Origin of the sequence: Variovorax robiniae, from assembly GCF_037889955.1 — a bacterium.
In the GTDB taxonomy this organism is placed as follows: domain Bacteria; phylum Pseudomonadota; class Gammaproteobacteria; order Burkholderiales; family Burkholderiaceae_C; genus Variovorax; species Variovorax robiniae.
In genome coordinates, this window is sequence record NZ_JBBKZS010000012.1 from 119561 (window position 1) to 138357 (window position 18797).

General features: G+C 67.2%; 16 protein-coding genes. 9 read left to right on the plus strand and 7 right to left on the minus strand.

The window, feature by feature from the left end; translation table 11 throughout:
• Window positions 1–155: 155 nt before the first annotated feature.
• The 4 genes from WKW79_RS24370 to WKW79_RS24385 all read right to left on the minus strand — a co-directional run bounded on the left by WKW79_RS24370 (window position 156) and on the right by WKW79_RS24385 (window position 5055).
• Entirely contained in the window at window positions 156–1823 is a 1668-nt protein-coding gene (locus WKW79_RS24370) for a long-chain-fatty-acid--CoA ligase (RefSeq protein ID WP_340337800.1), read from the minus strand.
• A gap of 280 nt (window positions 1824–2103) precedes the next feature.
• Complete coding sequence (locus WKW79_RS24375) at window positions 2104–3591, minus strand: NAD(P)(+) transhydrogenase (Re/Si-specific) subunit beta (RefSeq protein ID WP_340337801.1); 1488 nt, start codon at window positions 3589–3591, stop codon at window positions 2104–2106.
• Window positions 3588–3908, minus strand: a complete 321-nt coding sequence (locus tag WKW79_RS24380; RefSeq protein ID WP_340337802.1) for an NAD(P) transhydrogenase subunit alpha part 2 — start codon at window positions 3906–3908, stop codon at window positions 3588–3590. The genes WKW79_RS24375 and WKW79_RS24380 overlap by 4 nt, the downstream gene beginning before the upstream one ends.
• A 16-nt stretch (window positions 3909–3924) precedes the next feature.
• On the minus strand, window positions 3925–5055 hold the full coding sequence (locus WKW79_RS24385; RefSeq protein WP_340337803.1) for a Re/Si-specific NAD(P)(+) transhydrogenase subunit alpha: 1131 nt from the start codon (window positions 5053–5055) through the stop codon (window positions 3925–3927).
• Window positions 5056–5365: 310 nt separating this feature from the next.
• Between WKW79_RS24385 and WKW79_RS24390 the strand changes: the two genes are divergently transcribed.
• The 9 genes from WKW79_RS24390 to WKW79_RS24430 all read left to right on the plus strand — a co-directional run bounded on the left by WKW79_RS24390 (window position 5366) and on the right by WKW79_RS24430 (window position 14970).
• On the plus strand, window positions 5366–6106 hold the full coding sequence (locus WKW79_RS24390; RefSeq protein WP_340337804.1) for a response regulator transcription factor: 741 nt from the start codon (window positions 5366–5368) through the stop codon (window positions 6104–6106).
• A gap of 7 nt (window positions 6107–6113) precedes the next feature.
• Window positions 6114–7808 (plus strand): FecR family protein, encoded by a 1695-nt coding sequence (locus tag WKW79_RS24395; RefSeq protein ID WP_340337805.1) that lies wholly within the window; start codon window positions 6114–6116, stop codon window positions 7806–7808.
• 111 nt (window positions 7809–7919) lie between these two features.
• The gene (locus WKW79_RS24400; protein WP_340337806.1) at window positions 7920–10322 is read left to right on the plus strand and encodes a CHASE2 domain-containing protein; all 2403 of its coding nucleotides are present in this window, start codon (window positions 7920–7922) and stop codon (window positions 10320–10322) included.
• Entirely contained in the window at window positions 10319–10765 is a 447-nt protein-coding gene (locus tag WKW79_RS24405; RefSeq protein ID WP_340337807.1) for a DUF4019 domain-containing protein, read from the plus strand. The genes WKW79_RS24400 and WKW79_RS24405 overlap by 4 nt, the downstream gene beginning before the upstream one ends.
• Window positions 10766–10770: 5 nt before the next feature.
• Window positions 10771–11283 carry an NUDIX hydrolase gene (locus tag WKW79_RS24410; protein WP_340337808.1) on the plus strand — a complete coding sequence of 171 codons (513 nt, stop codon included), beginning with the start codon at window positions 10771–10773 and terminating at the stop codon, window positions 11281–11283.
• Window positions 11284–11340: 57 nt separating this feature from the next.
• Window positions 11341–12453 carry a tRNA 2-thiouridine(34) synthase MnmA gene (gene mnmA / locus WKW79_RS24415; protein WP_340337809.1) on the plus strand — a complete coding sequence of 371 codons (1113 nt, stop codon included), beginning with the start codon at window positions 11341–11343 and terminating at the stop codon, window positions 12451–12453.
• A gap of 272 nt (window positions 12454–12725) precedes the next feature.
• Window positions 12726–13265: a poly(R)-hydroxyalkanoic acid synthase subunit PhaE gene (locus WKW79_RS24420; RefSeq protein ID WP_340337810.1), complete on the plus strand. Its 540-nt coding sequence runs from the start codon at window positions 12726–12728 to the stop codon at window positions 13263–13265.
• A 2-nt stretch (window positions 13266–13267) separates the two neighbouring features.
• A complete protein-coding gene (locus tag WKW79_RS24425; RefSeq protein WP_340337811.1) occupies window positions 13268–14359 on the plus strand; it encodes a PHA/PHB synthase family protein in 1092 nt (363 codons plus the stop codon).
• A complete protein-coding gene (locus WKW79_RS24430) occupies window positions 14356–14970 on the plus strand; it encodes a GNAT family N-acetyltransferase (protein ID WP_340337812.1) in 615 nt (204 codons plus the stop codon). Before WKW79_RS24425 ends, WKW79_RS24430 begins: the two co-directional genes overlap by 4 nt.
• 468 nt (window positions 14971–15438) lie before the next feature.
• Here the strand turns inward: WKW79_RS24430 and WKW79_RS24435 are convergent, their stop codons facing one another.
• The 3 genes from WKW79_RS24435 to WKW79_RS24445 form a co-directional block, all read right to left on the minus strand.
• On the minus strand, window positions 15439–16593 hold the full coding sequence (locus WKW79_RS24435) for an FUSC family protein (RefSeq protein ID WP_340337813.1): 1155 nt from the start codon (window positions 16591–16593) through the stop codon (window positions 15439–15441).
• Between the two features lie 67 nt (window positions 16594–16660).
• Entirely contained in the window at window positions 16661–18094 is a 1434-nt protein-coding gene (locus tag WKW79_RS24440; RefSeq protein WP_340337814.1) for a heavy metal sensor histidine kinase, read from the minus strand.
• Entirely contained in the window at window positions 18091–18792 is a 702-nt protein-coding gene (locus tag WKW79_RS24445; RefSeq protein WP_340337815.1) for a heavy metal response regulator transcription factor, read from the minus strand. The genes WKW79_RS24440 and WKW79_RS24445 overlap by 4 nt, the downstream gene beginning before the upstream one ends.
• Window positions 18793–18797 lie beyond the last annotated feature (5 nt).

Here is an 18797-nt window from a genome sequence, read left to right on the forward strand (position 1 = left end):
TGCGAGTCCGCGCACCCACTCGCGCTCGAAACCGCGGCAAGCGCAGCGATGCCCGTTCGTGGGCATCCGCGGAGCCGGCTTTGCCGGGCCGCTGGATGCGCCCCCGGTAGGGGGTTGGAGGAGCGCACGCAGTGCGCGGACCCTGGGGGCGAGCTTTATCTCAGCTCTCGACGCAGGATCTTGCCCACCGGCGTCTTCGGCAAATCGGCACGGAATTCGATCACGCGCGGCTGCTTGTAGCCCGTGAGGTTGGTGCGGCAGAAGTCGCGCACCTGCTGCTCGGTGAGCTCTGCCGCCTTCTTCACGATGACCAGCTTCACGGCCTCGCCCGTCTTGTCGTCGGGCACGCCGACCACCGCGCATTCGAGCACGCCGGGCATCATCGCGACCACTTCCTCGACCTCGTTCGGGAACACGTTGAAGCCGCTTACGATGACCATGTCCTTCTTGCGATCGACGATCTTGAAGTAGCCGCGCTCGTCGACTGTGCCGATGTCGCCGGTCTTGAAGTAGCCATCGGGCGTCATGACCTTGGCCGTCTCGTCGGGGCGCTGCCAGTAGCCGGCCATGACTTGGGGGCCCTTGATGGCGATCTCGCCGCGCTCGCCGTGCGGCACTTCGTTGCCGTCGTCGTCGAGCAGCTTCAGGTAGGTACCCGGCAAGGGCACGCCGATCGTGCCGGAGAACTCCTTGCTGGTGGTCGGGTTGCAGGTGGCCGACGGGGACGTTTCCGACAGTCCATAGCCCTCCACGATCGGGCAGCCGGTCTTCTCGAGCCACAGCTTGGCCACCGCGCCCTGCACCGCCGTGCCGCCGCCCAGCGACACCTTCAGGTTGCGCCAGTTGACCAGCCCGAAGTCCGGGTGGTTGGCCAGGCCGTTGAACAGCGTGTTGACCGCCGGGAAGCTGTGGAAGGTGTGCTTCGACAGTTCCTTCAGCACCGCGGGCAGGTCGCGCGGATTCGGGATGAGGATGGTCTTTCCGCCGGTGCGCATGCCGAGCATCATGTTCACCGTGAAGGCGAAGATGTGATACAGCGGCAGGGCGCAGACGCTGGTCGGCTGCTCGTTTTCCGGAATTGCGCGCATGACGGGCTCGTTCCAGGCCTCGGACTGCAGCACGTTGGAAATCACGTTGCGATGCAGCAGCACCGCGCCCTTGGACACGCCGGTGGTGCCGCCGGTGTACTGCAGCAGGGCCACGTCGTCCGGGCCGATCGCGTGCTTGTCGAGCTTGCGCACGCTGCCCTTCTCGACCGCGTCATTGAAGCGCACGGCACCCGGCAGGCTGTACGCGGGCACCATCTTCTTCACGTTGCGCACGACGTAGTTGACGATGAGGCCCTTCGGAAAGCCGAGCTGGTCGCCCATCGCGCACAGGACGATGTGCTTGACCTGCGTGGCCGCCACGCACTGCTGCAGCGTGGCCGCGAAGTTCTCGATGATGACGATCGCCTTGGCGCCGGAATCCTTCAGCTGGTGCTCGAGTTCGCGCGGCGTGTAGAGCGGATTCACGTTGACGATCACCAGCCCCGCGCGCAAGACGGCCGCCACCGCGATCGGGTATTGCGGGATGTTCGGCATCATCAGCGCGACGCGGTCGCCCTTGACCAGGCCGAGGTTCTGGAAATATGCCGCGAGCGCCGCGCTCATCTTGTCGGCCTGCGCGTAACTCAGGTCCTTGCCCATGAAGCTGTAGGCCACGCGATCCGAGTAGCGCGAGAAGCTTTCCTCCATCAAGCCCACCAGGGAGGTGTATTGCGAGGCATCGATGTCGGCAGGCACGCCTTGCGGATAGCTCGCGAGCCAAGGGCGATCGGTCATTTTTTTGAGTCTCCAAAACGGGAAAAGGCATGCGCCGCCGCAGTGTGCTGTCCCACAAATGGCTGCGCAAAATGAAATCGATGCGTTTCGTGTCAGGGCAAGGCGCAAACCACAGCGATACCAGCAGGTATCGCGAGGATTTGCAACGCAGCCATGGCGCGAAAGGCGCGATTTCATGCGCAGCCATTTGCGGGACAGCACACCAAGCGTGCGCATGCCGTATTAGACCAAAGCCGTAACGGGGTCGACCGGGCATTGTCAGCCCGGCGACAGGGGGTAATTACTCGATCGCCTTGCCCATGTCCTCGACCACCTTCTTGGCGTCGCCGAAGACCATCATGGTCTTGTCCATGTAGAACAGCTCGTTGTCCAGGCCCGCATAACCCGCGGCCATGGAGCGCTTGTTCACGATCACCGTCTTGGCCTTGTAGGCCTCCAGGATCGGCATGCCGTAGATCGGCGTGCCCTTCTGCAGCGCGGCCGGGTTCACCACGTCGTTGGCGCCCAGGATGATGGCCACGTCGGCCTGCGCGAACTCGCCGTTGATGTCTTCCATCTCGAAGACCTGGTCGTAGGGCACCTCGGCCTCGGCCAGCAGCACGTTCATGTGGCCCGGCATGCGGCCCGCCACCGGGTGGATCGCGTACTTGACCGTGACGCCCTTGTGGATCAGCTTCTCGGCCAGTTCGTTGACGGCGTGCTGCGCGCGGGCCACCGCCAGGCCGTAGCCCGGGACGATGATCACGGTTTCGGCGTTGGACAGCATGTAGGCCGCGTCGTCGGCGCTGCCGCTCTTGACCGGACGCTGTTCCTTGGCGCCGCCGGTCGCGGCCACCGCCTCGCCGCCGAAGCCGCCCAGGATCACGCTGAAGAAGGACCGGTTCATGGCCTTGCACATGATGTAGCTCAGGATCGCGCCCGAGGAGCCCACCAGCGAGCCGGCCACGATCAGCATCGCGTTGTTCAGCGAGAAGCCGATGCCCGCCGCCGCCCAGCCCGAGTAGCTGTTGAGCATCGACACCACCACCGGCATGTCCGCGCCACCGATCGGGATGATGATCAGCACGCCCATCACGAAGGACAGCAGCACCATCAGGAAGAAGGCCAGCCAACTTTCGGTGAAGACGAACACCAGGCCCAGGCCGATGGTGATCAGGCCCAGCACCAGGTTGACCATGTGCTGGCCCTTGAATTGCACCGGCGCGCCCTGGAACAGGCGGAACTTGTACTTGCCAGACAGCTTGCCGAAGGCGATGACCGAGCCGCTGAAGGTGATCGCGCCGATGGCCGCACCGAGGAACAGCTCCAGCCGGTTACCGGCGGGAATCGCGAAGCGCAGGAAGCCGTCGACGATCATCGCGCCTTCGGGCGTGTTGACCGTGCCCGCGGCCTGCACCGGCAGCGGCGTGATGCCGAAGGCCCAGGGCTCGACCACCGCAGCAATGGCGATGAACACCGCCGCCATACCGATCATGCTGTGGAAGAAGGCGACCAGTTCCGGCATCGCAGTCATCTCGACCGTCTTGGCCCGGTAGGCGCCGTAGCCGCCGCCGGCCACCAGGCCCAGCAGCACCCAGCCCATGCCGATCAGGTTGCCCGAGGACAGTTGCAGGATCAGCGCGGCCGTGGTCAGGATGGCAATGGCCATGCCGACCATGCCGAAGATGTTGCCGCGGATCGAGGTCGTCGGATGGCTCAGGCCCTTGAGCGCCTGGATGAAGCAGATGCTGGCGACGAGGTACAGCAGCGTGACGACATTCATGCTCATTTGGCTGCCTCCTTCGCCGGCGCCTTTTTCTCTTTCTTCTTGAACATCTCCAGCATTCGACGCGTCACGAGGAAGCCGCCGAAGACGTTCACCGCGGCCAACGCGACTGCCAGTACGCCCATGGTCTTGCCGAAGACGGAGCTGGTCATGGCGGCGGCCAGCATGGCGCCCACGATGACGATCGCGGAGATCGCATTGGTCACGGCCATCAGCGGCGTGTGCAGCGCGGGCGTGACGGTCCAGACCACGTGGTAGCCCACGTAGATGGCCAGCACGAAGATGATCAGGTTGATGACTGTGTGGGAAACGGGATCCATGGCTTCTTCCTCCTCGTTATGTGCGGGTGACCTGGCCGTCCTGCGTCATGCGGCAGGCCGCGACGATGTCGTCCTCGAGGTCGATCTTGAGCGTGCCTTCCTTGGTGATGACCAGCTTCAGGAAGTCGAGCACGTTGCGCGCATACAAGGCCGAGGCGTCGGCCGCCACGAGCGCGGCGAGATTCGTTTCGCCGACGAGGGTGACGCCATGCTTGATCACCGTCTTGTCGGCCTCGGACAGCGGGCAGTTGCCGCCGACGCCATCCGGGCCCTTGCCCGCGGCAATGTCGACGATGACCGAGCCGGCCTTCATCGACTTGACCATGTCTTCGGAAATCAGCGTGGGCGCAGCGCGGCCCGGGATCAGCGCGGTGCTGATCACGATGTCGGCCAGCGCCACGCGCTTGGCCACCTCGACCTGCTGGCGCGCGAGCCAGCTCGGGGGCATCGGCTTGGCATAGCCGCCGACACCGACGGCGGCTTCCTTCTCTTCATCCGTGTCGTAGGAGACTTCGATGAACTTGGCGCCCAGCGATTCGATCTGTTCCTTCACGCTCGGGCGCACGTCGCTGGCCTCGATGACCGCGCCCAGGCGCTTGGCCGTGGCAATGGCCTGCAAGCCCGCCACGCCGACACCCAGGATCACGACGCGGGCGGCCTTCACCGTGCCGGCCGCTGTCATCAGCATCGGGAAGAAGCGCTGGTAGCGGTCCGCCGCGATCATCACGGCCTTGTAGCCGGCGATGTTGGCTTGGGAGGAGAGCACGTCCATGCTCTGGGCGCGGGTGGTGCGGGGTGCGGCTTCCAGCGCGAAGCTGGTGAGGCCGGCGCTGGCCAGGCGTTGCAAGCCGGGCGCGTCGAAGGGGTTGAGCATGCCGATGACGACGGTGCCCGGTTTCATGCGCGTGGCTTCGGCGTCGGAGGGGCTGCGCACCTTCAGCACGATGTCGGCGGCAAAGGCGCCATCGGCATCGGTGATCTCGGCGCCGGCGGCCTGGTAGGCGGCGTCTGTGACGCTGGCGGCAATGCCTGCGCCGGATTGCACGCGGACCGTATGGTCTTGTGCTGTGAGCTTCTTCGCCGTTTCGGGCGTGACGGCCACGCGGGTTTCGCCGGCGGCTGTTTCGCCGGGCACACCAATCAGCATAGTTATTTCTCCTCGGGCCAAGCCCCTCGGTACCTCGATGACATTCGGCGCAGACTTTAACGTACGGCCCCCTCATGTCACGCTTTGTGCTGCATTTGCACACTTGGCTACAAATTGACAGGCAAATACGCTGGCTGCGGTTTAATGCAGCCAGAGGCCAAAAATGGGTACTTTTGACTAATTCTGACCGTAGTTGACGTTTGAAGCCCGCCTTCGTGCGGAAGTTGACAGTTGAAATCGGTCGGGACTTTGTCGCGTCACAAAGACAACCTCTAGACTCGGAAGTTCTAATAAAACGCAAGGGATTGGAATGCGAATCGCAGCGCTCGATGACGAGCCGTCTCAGCTCGAACTGATACGGCACACGATGGAAGGCATCGGACACGAATGCCATGGGTACACCGAAGGGAAGACACTGCTGCGCGATCTACGACAGCAAAGTTTCGACCTCCTCATCCTTGACTGGACGCTACCGGAAGTCTCCGGCCCGACGATCGTCAAGTGGATCCGCCAGGATCTCGCCAGCCGACTGCCCATCCTGTTCGTGACCAACCGTCGCGAAGAAGCCGACATGGTCGAAGGCCTCAGCGCCGGCGCCGACGACTTCATGGTCAAGCCGATCCGCGTGGGCGAACTGGAGGCGCGCGTCAAGGCGCTGCTGCGCCGCGCGTATCCAAGCCAGCACGAGGCGGAAGTCCTGTTCGGGCCCTACCACTTCCATCTCAATTCACGCACCCTGCACGTCAACGGCGTGCCGATCGAACTGAAGCACCGCGAATACGAACTCGCGCTGTTCCTGTTCCAGAACATCGGCCGGCTGCTGTCGCGCGAGCATCTGCGCGAGGCGGTGTGGGGCATGGGTCCGGACGCGCCCTCGCGCTCGCTGGACACCCACATGTCGCGCCTGCGCACCAAGCTCGACCTGCGCCCGTCCAACGGCTTCCTGCTGTCGGCGGTGTACGGCCTGGGCTACCGCCTCGAAGCCATCGACGTCGATTCGCTCAACGCCATGCCGGCGAGCCAACCGGGTTCGCTCAGCGCGGTCGCCTGAGGCCGCCATGTCTTCGCCAGGCTGGTCACGCGCGGCTGCCGCGTTTGTGCTGACGACGGCGCTCGGCGGCACGGGCGCGTGGGCTGCGCCCGCGAGTTTCGTGCAGCACCGCGTGATCGCCGGCGAGACGCTGGCGTCCATCGGCGAGCGCTACCTGCGCACGCCGACCTTGTGGCGCGACCTGCAAGCGCTCAACAACATCGCCGATCCGCAGAAGCTGGTGCCCGGCAGCATCGTGAAGCTGCCGCGCCGCATGGTGCGTCCGGCGGGCTTGGCCGTGGCGCAGGTCGAGTTCGTGCAGGGCGTGGCCACGGGCACCATGCCGGCGGGCAAGGAAGCCGCGGCCGCGCCGACGCCGCTTGCGGCCGGCGACGCGTTGACCGAAGGCACCAAGCTCACTGTCCCCGATGACGGCTACCTGCGGCTCAAGCTGGCGGATGGCTCGGTGGTGCGGGTGCTGGCCGATTCCGACGTGGAACTCAAGCGGTTGCGCGGCAAGCGCCCAGGCGCCTCCTATCAGTCGGTGATCGAGGTGCACAAGGGCAAAGTCGAATCCGAAGTGGCGCCACAACCCAGGGGCCGGACCTTCGAGGTACAAGCGCCCGGTGCGGTCGCCAGCGTGCGCGGCACCCGCTTCGACGTGGCCATCGGCCATGAAGGCCAGATGTGCGCCGCGGTCACGGAAGGCACGGTGCTGATGAAGCCGCGCAAGGCGCGAAAGAACGGCAAGACGGCCATGGTGGCAGCCGGGCAAGGCGCCGTGTTCGACGGCAAGGGCCAGCTCAATTCACGCCAGTCGCTGCCGGATGCGCCCGACCTCTCGGCGATGCCGCGCGATTTCGAAGACCCCAACACATTGGCCATGGCCATGGCGCCGTTGACCATCACCGGCAGTGGCTACGAAGTGCGCATCGCGCGCGACAAGCGCCTGCACGAGGTGGTGCGCAACGGCGTCTTCAAGACCGAGAAGGTGAAGTTCGCGCCGCTCGAGGATGGCGACTACACGATCGGCGTGCGCACGATCAATCCCGATGGCCTGGCCGGACCGGAATCGCAGCGCGCGATCCGCGTGCATGCCAACCCCGTCCCGCCGCTCTACCAGAGCCCCGCGCCCGGCGGCCGCGTCACCAGCGAAGCCGGCCAACTGGTCTGTTCCGAGGTGGCGGGCGCTGGCGGCGTGCTGTTCGAGGTGGCGAGCGATCCAGGCTTCCGCAACGTGCGGCTGCACGATGTGCGCTCGGGCGATTGCCGCATCGGCATCGGCGGGCTGCCGCCGGGCAACTACTGGTGGCGCGTGGCTTCGCTGCCGAAGAGCGGCGGGGAAGCGCAGCGCGGACCGTTTGCCGCGGGCCAGCCTTTTACCGTGGCGGTGGCGCCCACGACCGGCGCCGTCGACATCGACGACAGCGGTGAAAGCCCGACCCTGCGCTGGCAAGCCGGCGCCGGAGACAAGTTTCGCGGCCAGTTGGCGCGGGACGAGGCGTTCACCCAACTCGTCGCCGACGTCGAACTGACATCGCCGGCCTGGACGCTGAGCGGCCAGCCGCGCGGCCAGTACTTCGTGCGGCTGCAGGCGCGTGATGCCGAGGGGCTGGCCGGGCCGTTCTCGCCGGCCCGCAAGGTGCGCATTGGCGCCGTGGTGCGCAATGGCGCCGGCGGTGGTTTGGTGACGAGCGACGGCGCGCCGATCGAGCGGCCGTAGACCATTCAGCGTTCGCCAGGGCCACGTCGCCGGCCACCCGAAGCGGGGAAGCGCGGCACATGAAGGACTTGTTTTGGCTTGACCTAAGATTGCGCGCAGTGCCCACCCTCCATGCCGTACCAGCCGCCTGCGCCTTCTGATTCCAGCCTCCGCCAGCGGTGGTGGCGCAGTGTCCGCAAGCGGGTTCCGTGGCTGCTGCTGTCGGTCGGCATGCTCGGCTTCGTTGCCTTCCTGGTCGTCACGCAGCCGCTGCCGCGCGTGGACCGCATGCTGCAGGACAACGCGCGTGCCGAGATCAGCCAGCCCCCTACCAAGGACATCGTGATCGTCGCGATCGACGAGAAGAGCGTCGAGGCGATCGGACGCTGGCCCTGGCGCCGCGCGCTGCATGCGGAACTGCTGCGCCGCATCGCGGCCGATTCGCCGAAATGCATCGGCCTCGACCTGCTGCTGACCGAACCCGACAGCGAGCACCCCGGCGACGACCGCGTGCTGGCCAACGGCATCACCGATGCGGGCTGCGTCGTGCTGCCGATGGCGCTGCAGGTGCGCGGCGGCAAGACGCAATCCGAGCTGCTGCCGCTGCCGACGCTGTCCGACGCGGCGACCGCCCTCGGCCACAGCCACGTGTCGATCGACGAGGACGGCGTGGCCCGCACGGTCTACATGCACGAGGGCTTCGCGGGCCGCAGCTGGCCCCACTTCACCCTGGCCATCCAGGAGGCCGCCAACGCCTATGCCAAGGGGACGCCCTTGCCACCGGCCCCCAATCCGCACACCCAACCACGCGAACCGACCGGCCCCTGGCTGCGCACGGACCACCAGGTCGTCGTTTTCACCCGGGGAGATCCGCCGTTCAAGACGGTTTCGTACGTCGATGTGATCCGGGGGGCGGTGCCCAAGGGCACCTTCACCGACCGCTACGTGCTGGTGGGCACCACGGCCGCCGGGGTGGGCGACCTGTACGCCACCTCCGCGACCTCGACCACCGGCCTCACGCCCGGCGTCGTCATCTTCGGCAGCGTGCTGCAGGGCCTGATCACCGACCGGCAGGTGGTCCTGGCGACCACGGCGCAGGACCTGGCCTTCAACCTCGGTCCGCTGGCGGTGGCGCTGCTGGGGCTGCTGTGGCTGCGCCCGGTCGGCGTGGTGATCCTGATCTGCGCGATGCTGGCCTTGCGGCTGGGGCTGCATGCGTCGCGGCCGCTCGTCGGCATCCAGTTCGCGCCGGCGGCGGGCTTCTTCGGGCTGCTGCTGGTGTACCCGCTGTGGAGCCTGATGCGGCTGACGGCCGCGATCCGCTACCTGCGCTGGGGTACCGAACAGCTCAACGAGGCGATGAGCGGCCTGCCGCCGCGGCCACGGCGCCCGCTGAGCGGCGACTTCCTCGACCGCGAGATGGCCGTGACCTCGGAGGCCGGCCTGCGCATGCGCGACCTGCAGCGCTTCATCCGCGACGGCATCGACCACCTGCCCGACGCGACCATGATCCTGAGCCCGGTCGGCATGGTCTTCCTCGGCAACCTCGCGGCGTCGCGGCACTGGCAGGCCGGGCCGAACGGGCTGGTCGGCCGCGATGCCCACGAGCTGCTCGCCGACCTGCGCTGGCGCACCACCGAGGCACCGATGATGCCGCCGGGCGCGCTGGTGGGCCCCGATCCCAAACCGATCGTCGGCGAAGGACAGGATTCGCAAGGACGCTCCCTGCTGTTGCGTTGCGTGCCCTTCTACAGCGCCGGCAATGCGCATGCGGGCTGGATGGTGGCCCTGGTCGACATCACGCGCATGCGCCAGGTGCAGAGCCAGCGTGACGAGGCGCTGCGCTTCATCTCGCACGACATCCGCGAGCCCAGCGCCGCCATCCTCACCATCCTGGAACTGCTGCGCGCCAACCCGGGCGCGCTGAGCGACGCGCAGGTCCAGCAGCGCATCCGGCGCCATGCGGAGACCGGGCTGGAACTGGCCGACGGCTTCGTGAATCTGGCGCGCGCCGAGGCGCAGCCCTTCCATCCCGAGATGCTCGACGTCGTCAGCCTGCTGGAGCAGACCGTCGACGACGCCTGGGCGCATGCCCGCAAGCGCAACGTGAACATCGTGATGGTCGACAGCGTGGACGAGGCCCTGTGCCTGGTCGACCGCAGCCTCCTGATGCGCGCGCTGAAGAACGTGCTGAGCAACGCGCTGAAGTATTCGCCCTCGGGCGCGGACCTGTACTGCCGTGTCATCGAGCGCCCGGAACATTGGGCCCTGGCCATCCAGGACCAGGGGCCAGGCATTCCGGCGGCGATGCAGTCGCAGCTGTTCCAGCCCTTCCACCGGCTGCACAGCGAATCGCACCCGGAGGTGCATGGCGTCGGCCTGGGCCTGTTGCTGGTGCGCACCGTGGTGCAGCGCCATGGCGGCACCGTCGAGATCGACAGCGTGGAGAATGAGGGCTGTACCGTGACGCTGGTGCTGCCCAGGCCCACCGCCGCGGAGCTTGCCGCACTCGGCGACGAGAAGGAAGACCTATGAACCGGCCCCTGACGATCCCCATGCTGCTCGGCCTGACGCTGCTCCTCGGCTGGCTGGCCCCGGCCGCTGCGCAGGAAGTGGAAGCCAGCGACATGGTGCGCGGTGGCATGCAGGTGATCCAGATGGTCGACCAGGGCAAGACCGGCGAGCTGTGGGACGGCGCCACGGCGGCGGCCAAGAAGCAGGTGGGCCGCAGCGAGTTCATGGCCCAGATTTCCAAGGCGCGCGGGCCGCTCGGCGCGCCGGTGCAGCGGACCTGGGTTGCGGTGAACCGGCAAGTGGTGGCCGACAACAATGCCGACGTGGCCGGGCAGTACGTCAGCATCGAGTACGAGACCCGCTTCACCAACACGGCCGCCAACCGCAATTCGATGCGCGAGCTGGTGAGCTTTCACCTGGACCGCGACAAGATCTGGCGCTTCAGCGGATACCTCCTGAGGTAACAGCGATGCACAACCCCGAGATGCCCGCCAGCCCGGTGCGCTGGAAGCCCAACGTGACGGTCGCCGCGGTGATCGAGCGCGACGGGCGCTTCCTGCTGGTGGAGGAACACACCGCAGGCGGCCTGAAGCTCAACACGCCGGCCGGCCACCTCGATCCCGGCGAATCGCCGGCCGAGGGCTGCGCGCGCGAGGCGCTGGAGGAAACGGCCCATCACTTCACGCCGACCGCGCTGGTGGGCGTGTACATGGCCCGCTTCCAGAAACAGGCCGGCGGCGAGGACATCACCTACATGCGCTTCGCCTTCAACGGCGAACTGGGCGCCTTCGAGCCCGATCGCCCGCTCGACACCGGCATCGTGCGCACGCTGTGGCTCAGCATCGACGAGATCCGCGCCAGCACCGAGCGGCACCGCAGCCCGCTCCTGCTGCAATGCATCGAGGATCACTTGGCGGGGCAGCGCTATCCGCTGGAAATGATCCACGTCGATCCGTCGGTCACGCAGGGCGGCGCGGCGTAACCCGAAATTTCCGCACGCGGGCACCGTCTTGGCCAAGGCTGGGACAATCCCCCGGTCATGGAAAAAAAGCAGCGCGTCGTGGTGGGTCTGAGTGGCGGGGTCGACTCCGCGGTCACGGCGCACCTGCTCAAGCAGCAGGGCCACGAGGTCATCGGCATCTTCATGAAGAACTGGGAAGACGATGACGACAGCGAATATTGCTCGTCGAACATCGACTTCATCGACGCAGCGAGCGTGGCCGACGTGCTGGGGATCGAGATCGAGCACGTCAACTTCGCGGCCGACTACAAGGACCGCGTCTTCGCCGAGTTCCTGCGCGAGTACCAGGCCGGCCGCACGCCCAACCCCGACGTGCTCTGCAATGCCGAGATCAAGTTCAAGGCCTTCCTCGACCACGCGATGCGCCTGGGTGCCGAGAAGATCGCGACCGGCCACTATGCCCGCGCCCGCTTCAACGAGGCCACGGGCAAGCACGAGCTGCTCAAGGGCCTGGACCCGTCCAAGGACCAGAGCTACTTCCTGCACCGCCTGAACCAGGCGCAGTTGTCGAAGACGCTGTTCCCGGTCGGCGAGCTGCACAAGACCGAGGTGCGCCGCATCGCCGACGAGATCGGCCTGCCGAATGCCAAGAAGAAGGATTCGACCGGCATCTGCTTCATCGGCGAGCGGCCGTTCCGCGAGTTCCTCAACCGCTACATCAGCAAGGCGCCGGGGCCGATCAAGGACGCGCGCGGGCGCACCATCGGCGAGCACCAGGGGCTGAGCTTCTACACCCTCGGGCAGCGGCAGGGGCTGGGCATCGGCGGCGTGAAGGAGAAGGGCGCGCAGCGCGGCAGCGGCGACCATTCGCCGTGGTTCGTGGCGCGCAAGGATGTCGAGAAGAACACGCTGTGGGTGGTGCAGGGCCATGACCATCCGTGGCTGCTGACCCACTCGCTGGAAGCCGACGACACGAGCTGGGTGGCCGGGGCGGCGCCCTTCGCGGGCGAGTACGCGGCCAAGTCGCGCTACCGGCAGGCCGACGCGGAGTGCGCGCTGGCCGACGGTGCCAACGGGCGTATCCGGCTCGACTTTCCGGACGCGCAGTGGGCGGTCACGCCGGGGCAGTCGGCGGTGCTGTACGACGGCGAGGTCTGCCTCGGCGGCGGCGTCATCTCGCAGGCTGGATAGATAGGCCCACCCCCGAATGCGCCTGCGGCACCAGGGCGGCCACCAGAGGCGGCTGCTCTTGCGGGCCGTCCAAGCCTGCGCAGGCAGGCTCGGAGCCGCGGCCCTCAGCCCCTCGAGGGGGCGCACCCCGTGGCCCGGCGAAGCCGGTTCCACGGGTGCCCACGCACAGATTGCCACGCAACGTACCCGGGCGCCGCACGCAAAACCCCTGCGCACGCACGCAAGCTGCGAGTAGCATCGCCCGACGCGACAAAACTCAAGGAGAAGGCAACATGGCCAAGAGCGGACTATCGATACTCGACCCCATGGAGATGTGGCGCGATGCGCTCGCGCAATGGGAAGGCACGGCCAACAAGGTGGCCGGCAAGCAATTGAAGACGGAAGAGTTCGCGAAGGTGCTGCACTCGGTTTCGGGCGCGACGATGGGCATGCAGCAGGCCCTCACCAAGGCCAACAAGACGGTGCTCAAGGAAATGAACCTGGCCAGCCGCGACGACCTGGCCGAGATCGGCGAGCGCCTGCATCGCATCGAGGACATGCTGGAATTCCTGTGCCGCCAGGTGAGCGGCAAGTCGCCGGCGGCCTCCACGCCGGCGCCGATGCCGCCGCGCACGAAGGTGCCGCCCACGCCGGCTGACGCGCCTGCGGCTGCGGCACCGGTTGCAGCAGTGCCGGCAACGACGCCCGCAGCGGAAGCCGCCGCCACGAGCGTCGCGCCAAAGGCCGCTGTCAAGAAAGCTGCCGGCAAGTCTGCGCCCAAGCGCGCCGCTGCAAAGCCCGCCGCGAAGCGCCCGGCCCGCAAGAAGGCCTGACCATGTCGAGCAACCCCAAGGCGGAAGCGGCGCCGGACCCGTCCTGGGTCGCGCGCGCACGCGAGGAAATCGACCGGGCCGTCAAGCGCAGCATGAAGGCCGCGCAGTTCCTGACGGCCGAGCCGGCCACGGTCGGCACCACGCCCAAGGACGTGATCTACAGCCGCGGCACGCTGAGCCTTTACCACTACCGGCCGATGGCCGACGAGATCTACCGGATCCCGCTGCTGCTGGTGATGGCCACGACGAACAAGGCCTACATCTTCGACCTGGCGCCGGGACAGAGCCTGGTGGAGTTCCTGCTCAAGGCCGGCTACGACGTCTACGTGATGGACTGGAACCCGCCGCGCGCCGACGAGGCCAACCTGCGCTTCGAGGACTACACGCAGCGCTTCATCCCCGACTGCGTGCGCCGCGTGCAGGAAGACTCCGGCGTGCAGGACGTGAACATGATCGGCTACTGCATGGGCGGCGTGCTGGCCACCATGTACATGGCCACGCACACTGACGGGCCGGTGAAGAACCTGGTGTGCTTCACCACGCCGATCGACTTCAGCAAGATGACCGAATTCCAGGTCTGGTCGGACAGGCGGCACTTCAAGGTCGACAAGATGGCCGACGCCTTCGGCATCGTGCCGGCGCCGGTCATCGTCGGCGGCTTCGACGCGCTGCGGCCCACCGGCCGCCTCACCGGCAACATCCGCCTCTGGGACAACCTCTGGAACGACGAGTACGTCAAGCAGTACCGCATGATGGACCGCTGGGGCGCCGAGACGCTGCCGCTGGCGGGCGCCTACTTCAAGCAGACCATCAAGACGCTGATGTGGGGCAACGAGCTGTTCAACGGCACGCTGAAGGTCGGCGGCAAGACCGTCGACCTGGGCAACATCAAGGTGCCGCTGTTGTCGATCGTGGCCGAGTACGACCACATCGTGCCGTACGACGCAGCGCATCCGCTGATGGAGAAGGTCGGCTCGACCGACAAGGAAGAAGTGATCTTGAAGGGAGGCCATGTGAGCCTGGTGGCGGGACCGAACGCCGTCAAGCGCATGTGGCCGAAGCTGGACCAATGGCTCGGAGGACGATCGACATGAAGAAGGCGACTGCCACGAAGAAGAAGGACGACGCGGCCCACAGCTACCCGCGCATCGTGGATTGCAACGGCACCGAGGTCCACATCGACCTGCTGCGCGCCGGCGACGAGGACGAGCTGCTGGCCTTCGCGCAATCGCTGCCCGAGCACGACCTGCTGTTCATGTCGCGCGACATCGGCCAGCCGCGCGTGATGAAGGCCTGGATGCGCGAGTCCGTGGAGCTGCGCCGCATGCCGAGCCTGGTCGCGCGCGCCAACGGCAAGGTGGTCGGCTGCACCGCGCTGATGCACGACGACCATTCGTGGTCGCCGCACGTGGGCGAACTGCGCGCCGTGGTGAGCGCCGATGCGCGCGGGCTGGGACTGGGACGGCACCTGATCCAGGAAGGCTTCGTGCAGGCGCTCGCGGTGGGCCTGGAAAAGCTCGTGGCCCAGATGACGACAGACCAGCGCGGCGCGATCGCGCTGTTCGAGAGCATGGGCTTCCGGCCCGAGGCGCTGCTGTCCGGACACGTGCGCGACCGCAGCGGGCGCAAGCACGACATCGTGGTGCTGAGCCATGACGTGGCGGCTGCGCAAGGGCGGATGGCGGTGATGGGGGTGGGGGAGTAGCGGCGCTTCCGGCGCAATGGTGAAGCGCGCTTTGTTGGCTGCGGCGCTTCTTGCTGCGGCGTCCGTCGATGCCTTTGCGGATGGACGTTGCACAAGGGGATCGAAGACTGAACCTCCTCTGTGCCCGCTGTCGCTGCCATCTACCCAAAGGGTTGTCATTGCGGAGAACGGGGCGAAGTCCGCGCTGGAAAAGGATCCTTCGGTGCAGTGTTCCGGATTCGTCGTATCGGAGCGCCTGGTCCAACGCTTTTTTCGGCAAGCGAAGCGTGTTCCCGACGGGGCAGGGCATTCGACGCTGGACTGGTCGCCCTGCTACGCCGCTGGTACGGTACGTTTTTCGGATGGGCGGCAAGCCCGTTGGTCCGTTTCCCGGTTTCGCGTTGGGTCACTGACCTTCGATGGGCAACCTGAACAAACGCTCTACTGCGCGACTTGCAAGACAAGGCCGTTCGGCTGGTAGCCGGTTGCTCACGCATCGGCTGATGGTGCGTTGTGACCGTAGAGTTTTCTGAGGGCGCCCGACGCCAGCAACACCATCCCCAGCGCCGCAATGCCGGTCAACACGCCCGCCAACCGCTCGAGGGGGGGGCCGGCTGTCGACGGTCCAGCCACTGTCCTGCACGAACACCATGAGGAAGGCGACGCTGAACTGCGTCGCCATGTAGCGCACGACGGGCGCACCGCGCTGGAGATACGCACCGAGCCACGCACTCGCACACAACGTGAAAAGGCACCACAGTGCGTGGCCTTCGAGCAGCGGCAGCAGGGCGAAGGCGATGGTGCCTGCGCGGCGAGGCAGCCCACGAAGCGCTGCGCCATGCGCTCCACGACGCGGCCGTGCACGTCTGCCATCGCAGTCCCCGCTTCGAGTGGCACCACCAGCACGGCGATGGTGGTCACGAGCGCCTGGGCGAAGGAGCCGAGGTGCTCGACCAGAAGGATGACCGAAAGGATCGCCACGACGACGGCGCCGTGCAGCGCATGGACCGCGATGTTGCGCGTCTCGGCCGGCGATTCAGAAAGGCGGCCGGTGGGGCGGTGCGCAGCCGGGTCGGTCGCGGGGCCTGCGATGCCGCGCCGGAAAATCGTGGACAGCACGCGCCGGTCCGTCAGTCCTGCCACGACCATACAGGCCGCCGTGCCAAGCAGGACGTTGCCGATGCGTTCCACCGCAAACGTGCCGAGGCCTGCATGACCTGCCAGTGCCTCGCACATCACCATCGCAAACGTCACCAGCGCCAGCACCCAGGCATAGCTGTGGCACCAGCGCAGCGCGGCATAGAGGCCGGCCCATGTGGCCACGGTCATGAGGATGACGAACAGGATCGGATGCCCTGCCCCGGCGGGCCCCAGCACGAAGCCCAGCGCCGCGCCGCACAGCGTGCCGACGATGCGCAGCACGCCCCGGTTGAAGGACGCGCCGAAGTCCGCCTGCATCACCATGAATGCGGTGATGGCGGCCCACCAGGCGTCGTGCAGGCCGAGCGCATGAGCCGTGGTCACTGCGATCAGCACCCAGAGCAAAGGTCGCGCGGCTTGTAGCGCACGCGGGCTGCGCCACGAGAACGCCCGCCACTCGTCGCGCAAGCCGAGGGCGAGGTCAGCAAGGATCGATCCGGGCATGCCGCGAACCTGTGCCAAAGCGGGCCGCAGCGCCGCGAATTTCAACGCCAGATGCAGGCCTGAACGCTCAAGCCCGCGCGGCAACGGGCGACGTCTTGGCCCGCTCCCCCGGCAGCTCATCAAACTGGCTGTGACCGCGATCGTCGAGCGCGGTCGAGACACTGAAGCCGACGGTCGTCATGCCGGCTTCCGAGCGCGCGAACACCTGGCCGTCGTGCATCAGTGCCACGGCCTTGACGATCGACAGGCCCAGCCCGTGGTTCTCGCCGCTGTTGCGGCGCGAGGTGTCGACGCGGTAGAAGCGGTCGAACAGGCGTGGCAGGTGCTCCGGCGCGATGGTCTCGCTCGGGTTGGTGAAGCTCACCTCGACGGCATGCTCGCCCTGCGAGATGCAGACGTCCACGCGCGCACCGGGCCGCGAATGCTGGATCGCGTTCTGCAGCAGGTTGGTCAGCGCGCGGCGGAACAGCGCGGTCTGGATCGGCGCCACGGCATCGCCATCGACGAACACGTGCATGTCGGCTTCGTCGAGCAGCAGTTCGAGGAACTCCACCGTCTTGCCCACCTCTTGCGCGATCGACGACGCCACGAGGTCGCGCGCCCGCACACCCTGCTCGGCGCGCGCGAGGAACAGCATGTCGGCGACGATGGCGCGCAGGCGCTCCAGTTCCTCCAGGTCGGATTGCAGCACCTCGCGCAGTGCGTCCGGCGTGCGGGCGCGCGCGAGTGCCACCTGGGTTTGGCCGATCATGTTGGCGAGCGGCGTGCGCAGTTCGTGCGCCACGTCGTCGCTGAAGGTGGCGAGCTGGCGATAGGCCGCATCGAGCCGGTCCAGCGCGGCGTTGAAGGAGGCGCCGAGGTCGGCCAGTTCGCCGGGCAGCGCGGGCAATTGCAGGCGCTGCTCGCGGTTGTCCGGCCCGATGCGCTGCGCGTCCGCCGACAGGCGCTGCACGGGCGCAAGCCCGATGCGCGCGATCCAGTAGCCGAGCGCGGCCGACAGGGCCGTGCCGAGCAGCGTGAGCACTACCACCGCCGTCTCGAAGGTGCGCAAGGTGTCGTTGAAGGGCTCCGCGTCGGCGCCGACCATCACGCGCACCGCCGCCCGCGTGTCGCTGGCCGGCACCCACACGGCGCGCACGCGCATCCGCTTGGCCTCGGGGCCCACGCTGGCTTCCATCGCCTCCAGCGTGTCGGGCGCGATTTGCGGCATGCCATCGCCATAGCGGAAAGCCGGGTCTTCGCTCCACATCCACGAACGCGTGCGGGCGTCATCGGTGGCGAGCGTGTCGAGCTTCGTGCGGATGCGATCTCCCAGTCCCACGGCGCGGCCGTGCTGGAGCATGTAGGACATGTCGTCGATGCGCGCGTCGATCTGCTCGTCCTGGTGCCGCAGCAACTCGACCGCCAGCACGCGGTGCAGCGCGCCGCCGATCAGCGCGAAGCCGACCAGTGCCGCCGCGGCGAACATCAGGGCGAGCCGGACGGCGATCGACTTCCTCATGGGCTGTCCGCAGTGGCTTCCACGACGTCGCCGCGGTCTTCCAGCACATAGCCCATGCCGCGGATCGTGTGCAGCAGGCTGCGGCCGAAGGGCGCATCGATCTTGGCGCGCAGGCGCTTGATCGCGACCTCGACGACGTTGGTGTTGCTGTCGAAGTTCATGTCCCACACCAGTTCGGCGATCACCGTCTTGGACAGGATCTCGCCCTGCCGCCGTGCCAGCACGCCGAGCAGCGCGAACTCCTTGGCCGTGAGGTCGATGCGCTGGCCCTGCCGCACGGCCTTGCGCGCCAGCAGGTCGATGTGCAGGTCGCCAACGCGCAGCAGCGTCGTCTCATGGCTGCGGCCGCGCCGCGTGAGCGCCTGCAGCCGCGCCAGCAGTTCGATGAAGGAGAAAGGCTTGACCAGATAGTCGTCCGCGCCGTCCTGCAAGCCACGCACGCGGTCGGCCACGCCGTCGCGGGCGGTGAGCATGATGACCGGCGTGTTCTTCACGCTGCGCAGCGACTTGAGGATCGAGAAGCCGTCCAGCCCCGGCAGCATCACGTCGAGCACGATCACGTCGAAGTCGTAGTGCAGCGCCATGTGCTGGCCGTCGATGCCGTCGAAGGCCAGGTCGACCGTGCAGCCCTGCTCCGTCAGGCCCTGGTGCAGGTACTCGGCCGTCTTGCGTTCATCTTCGACGATCAGGACTTTCATCGGGC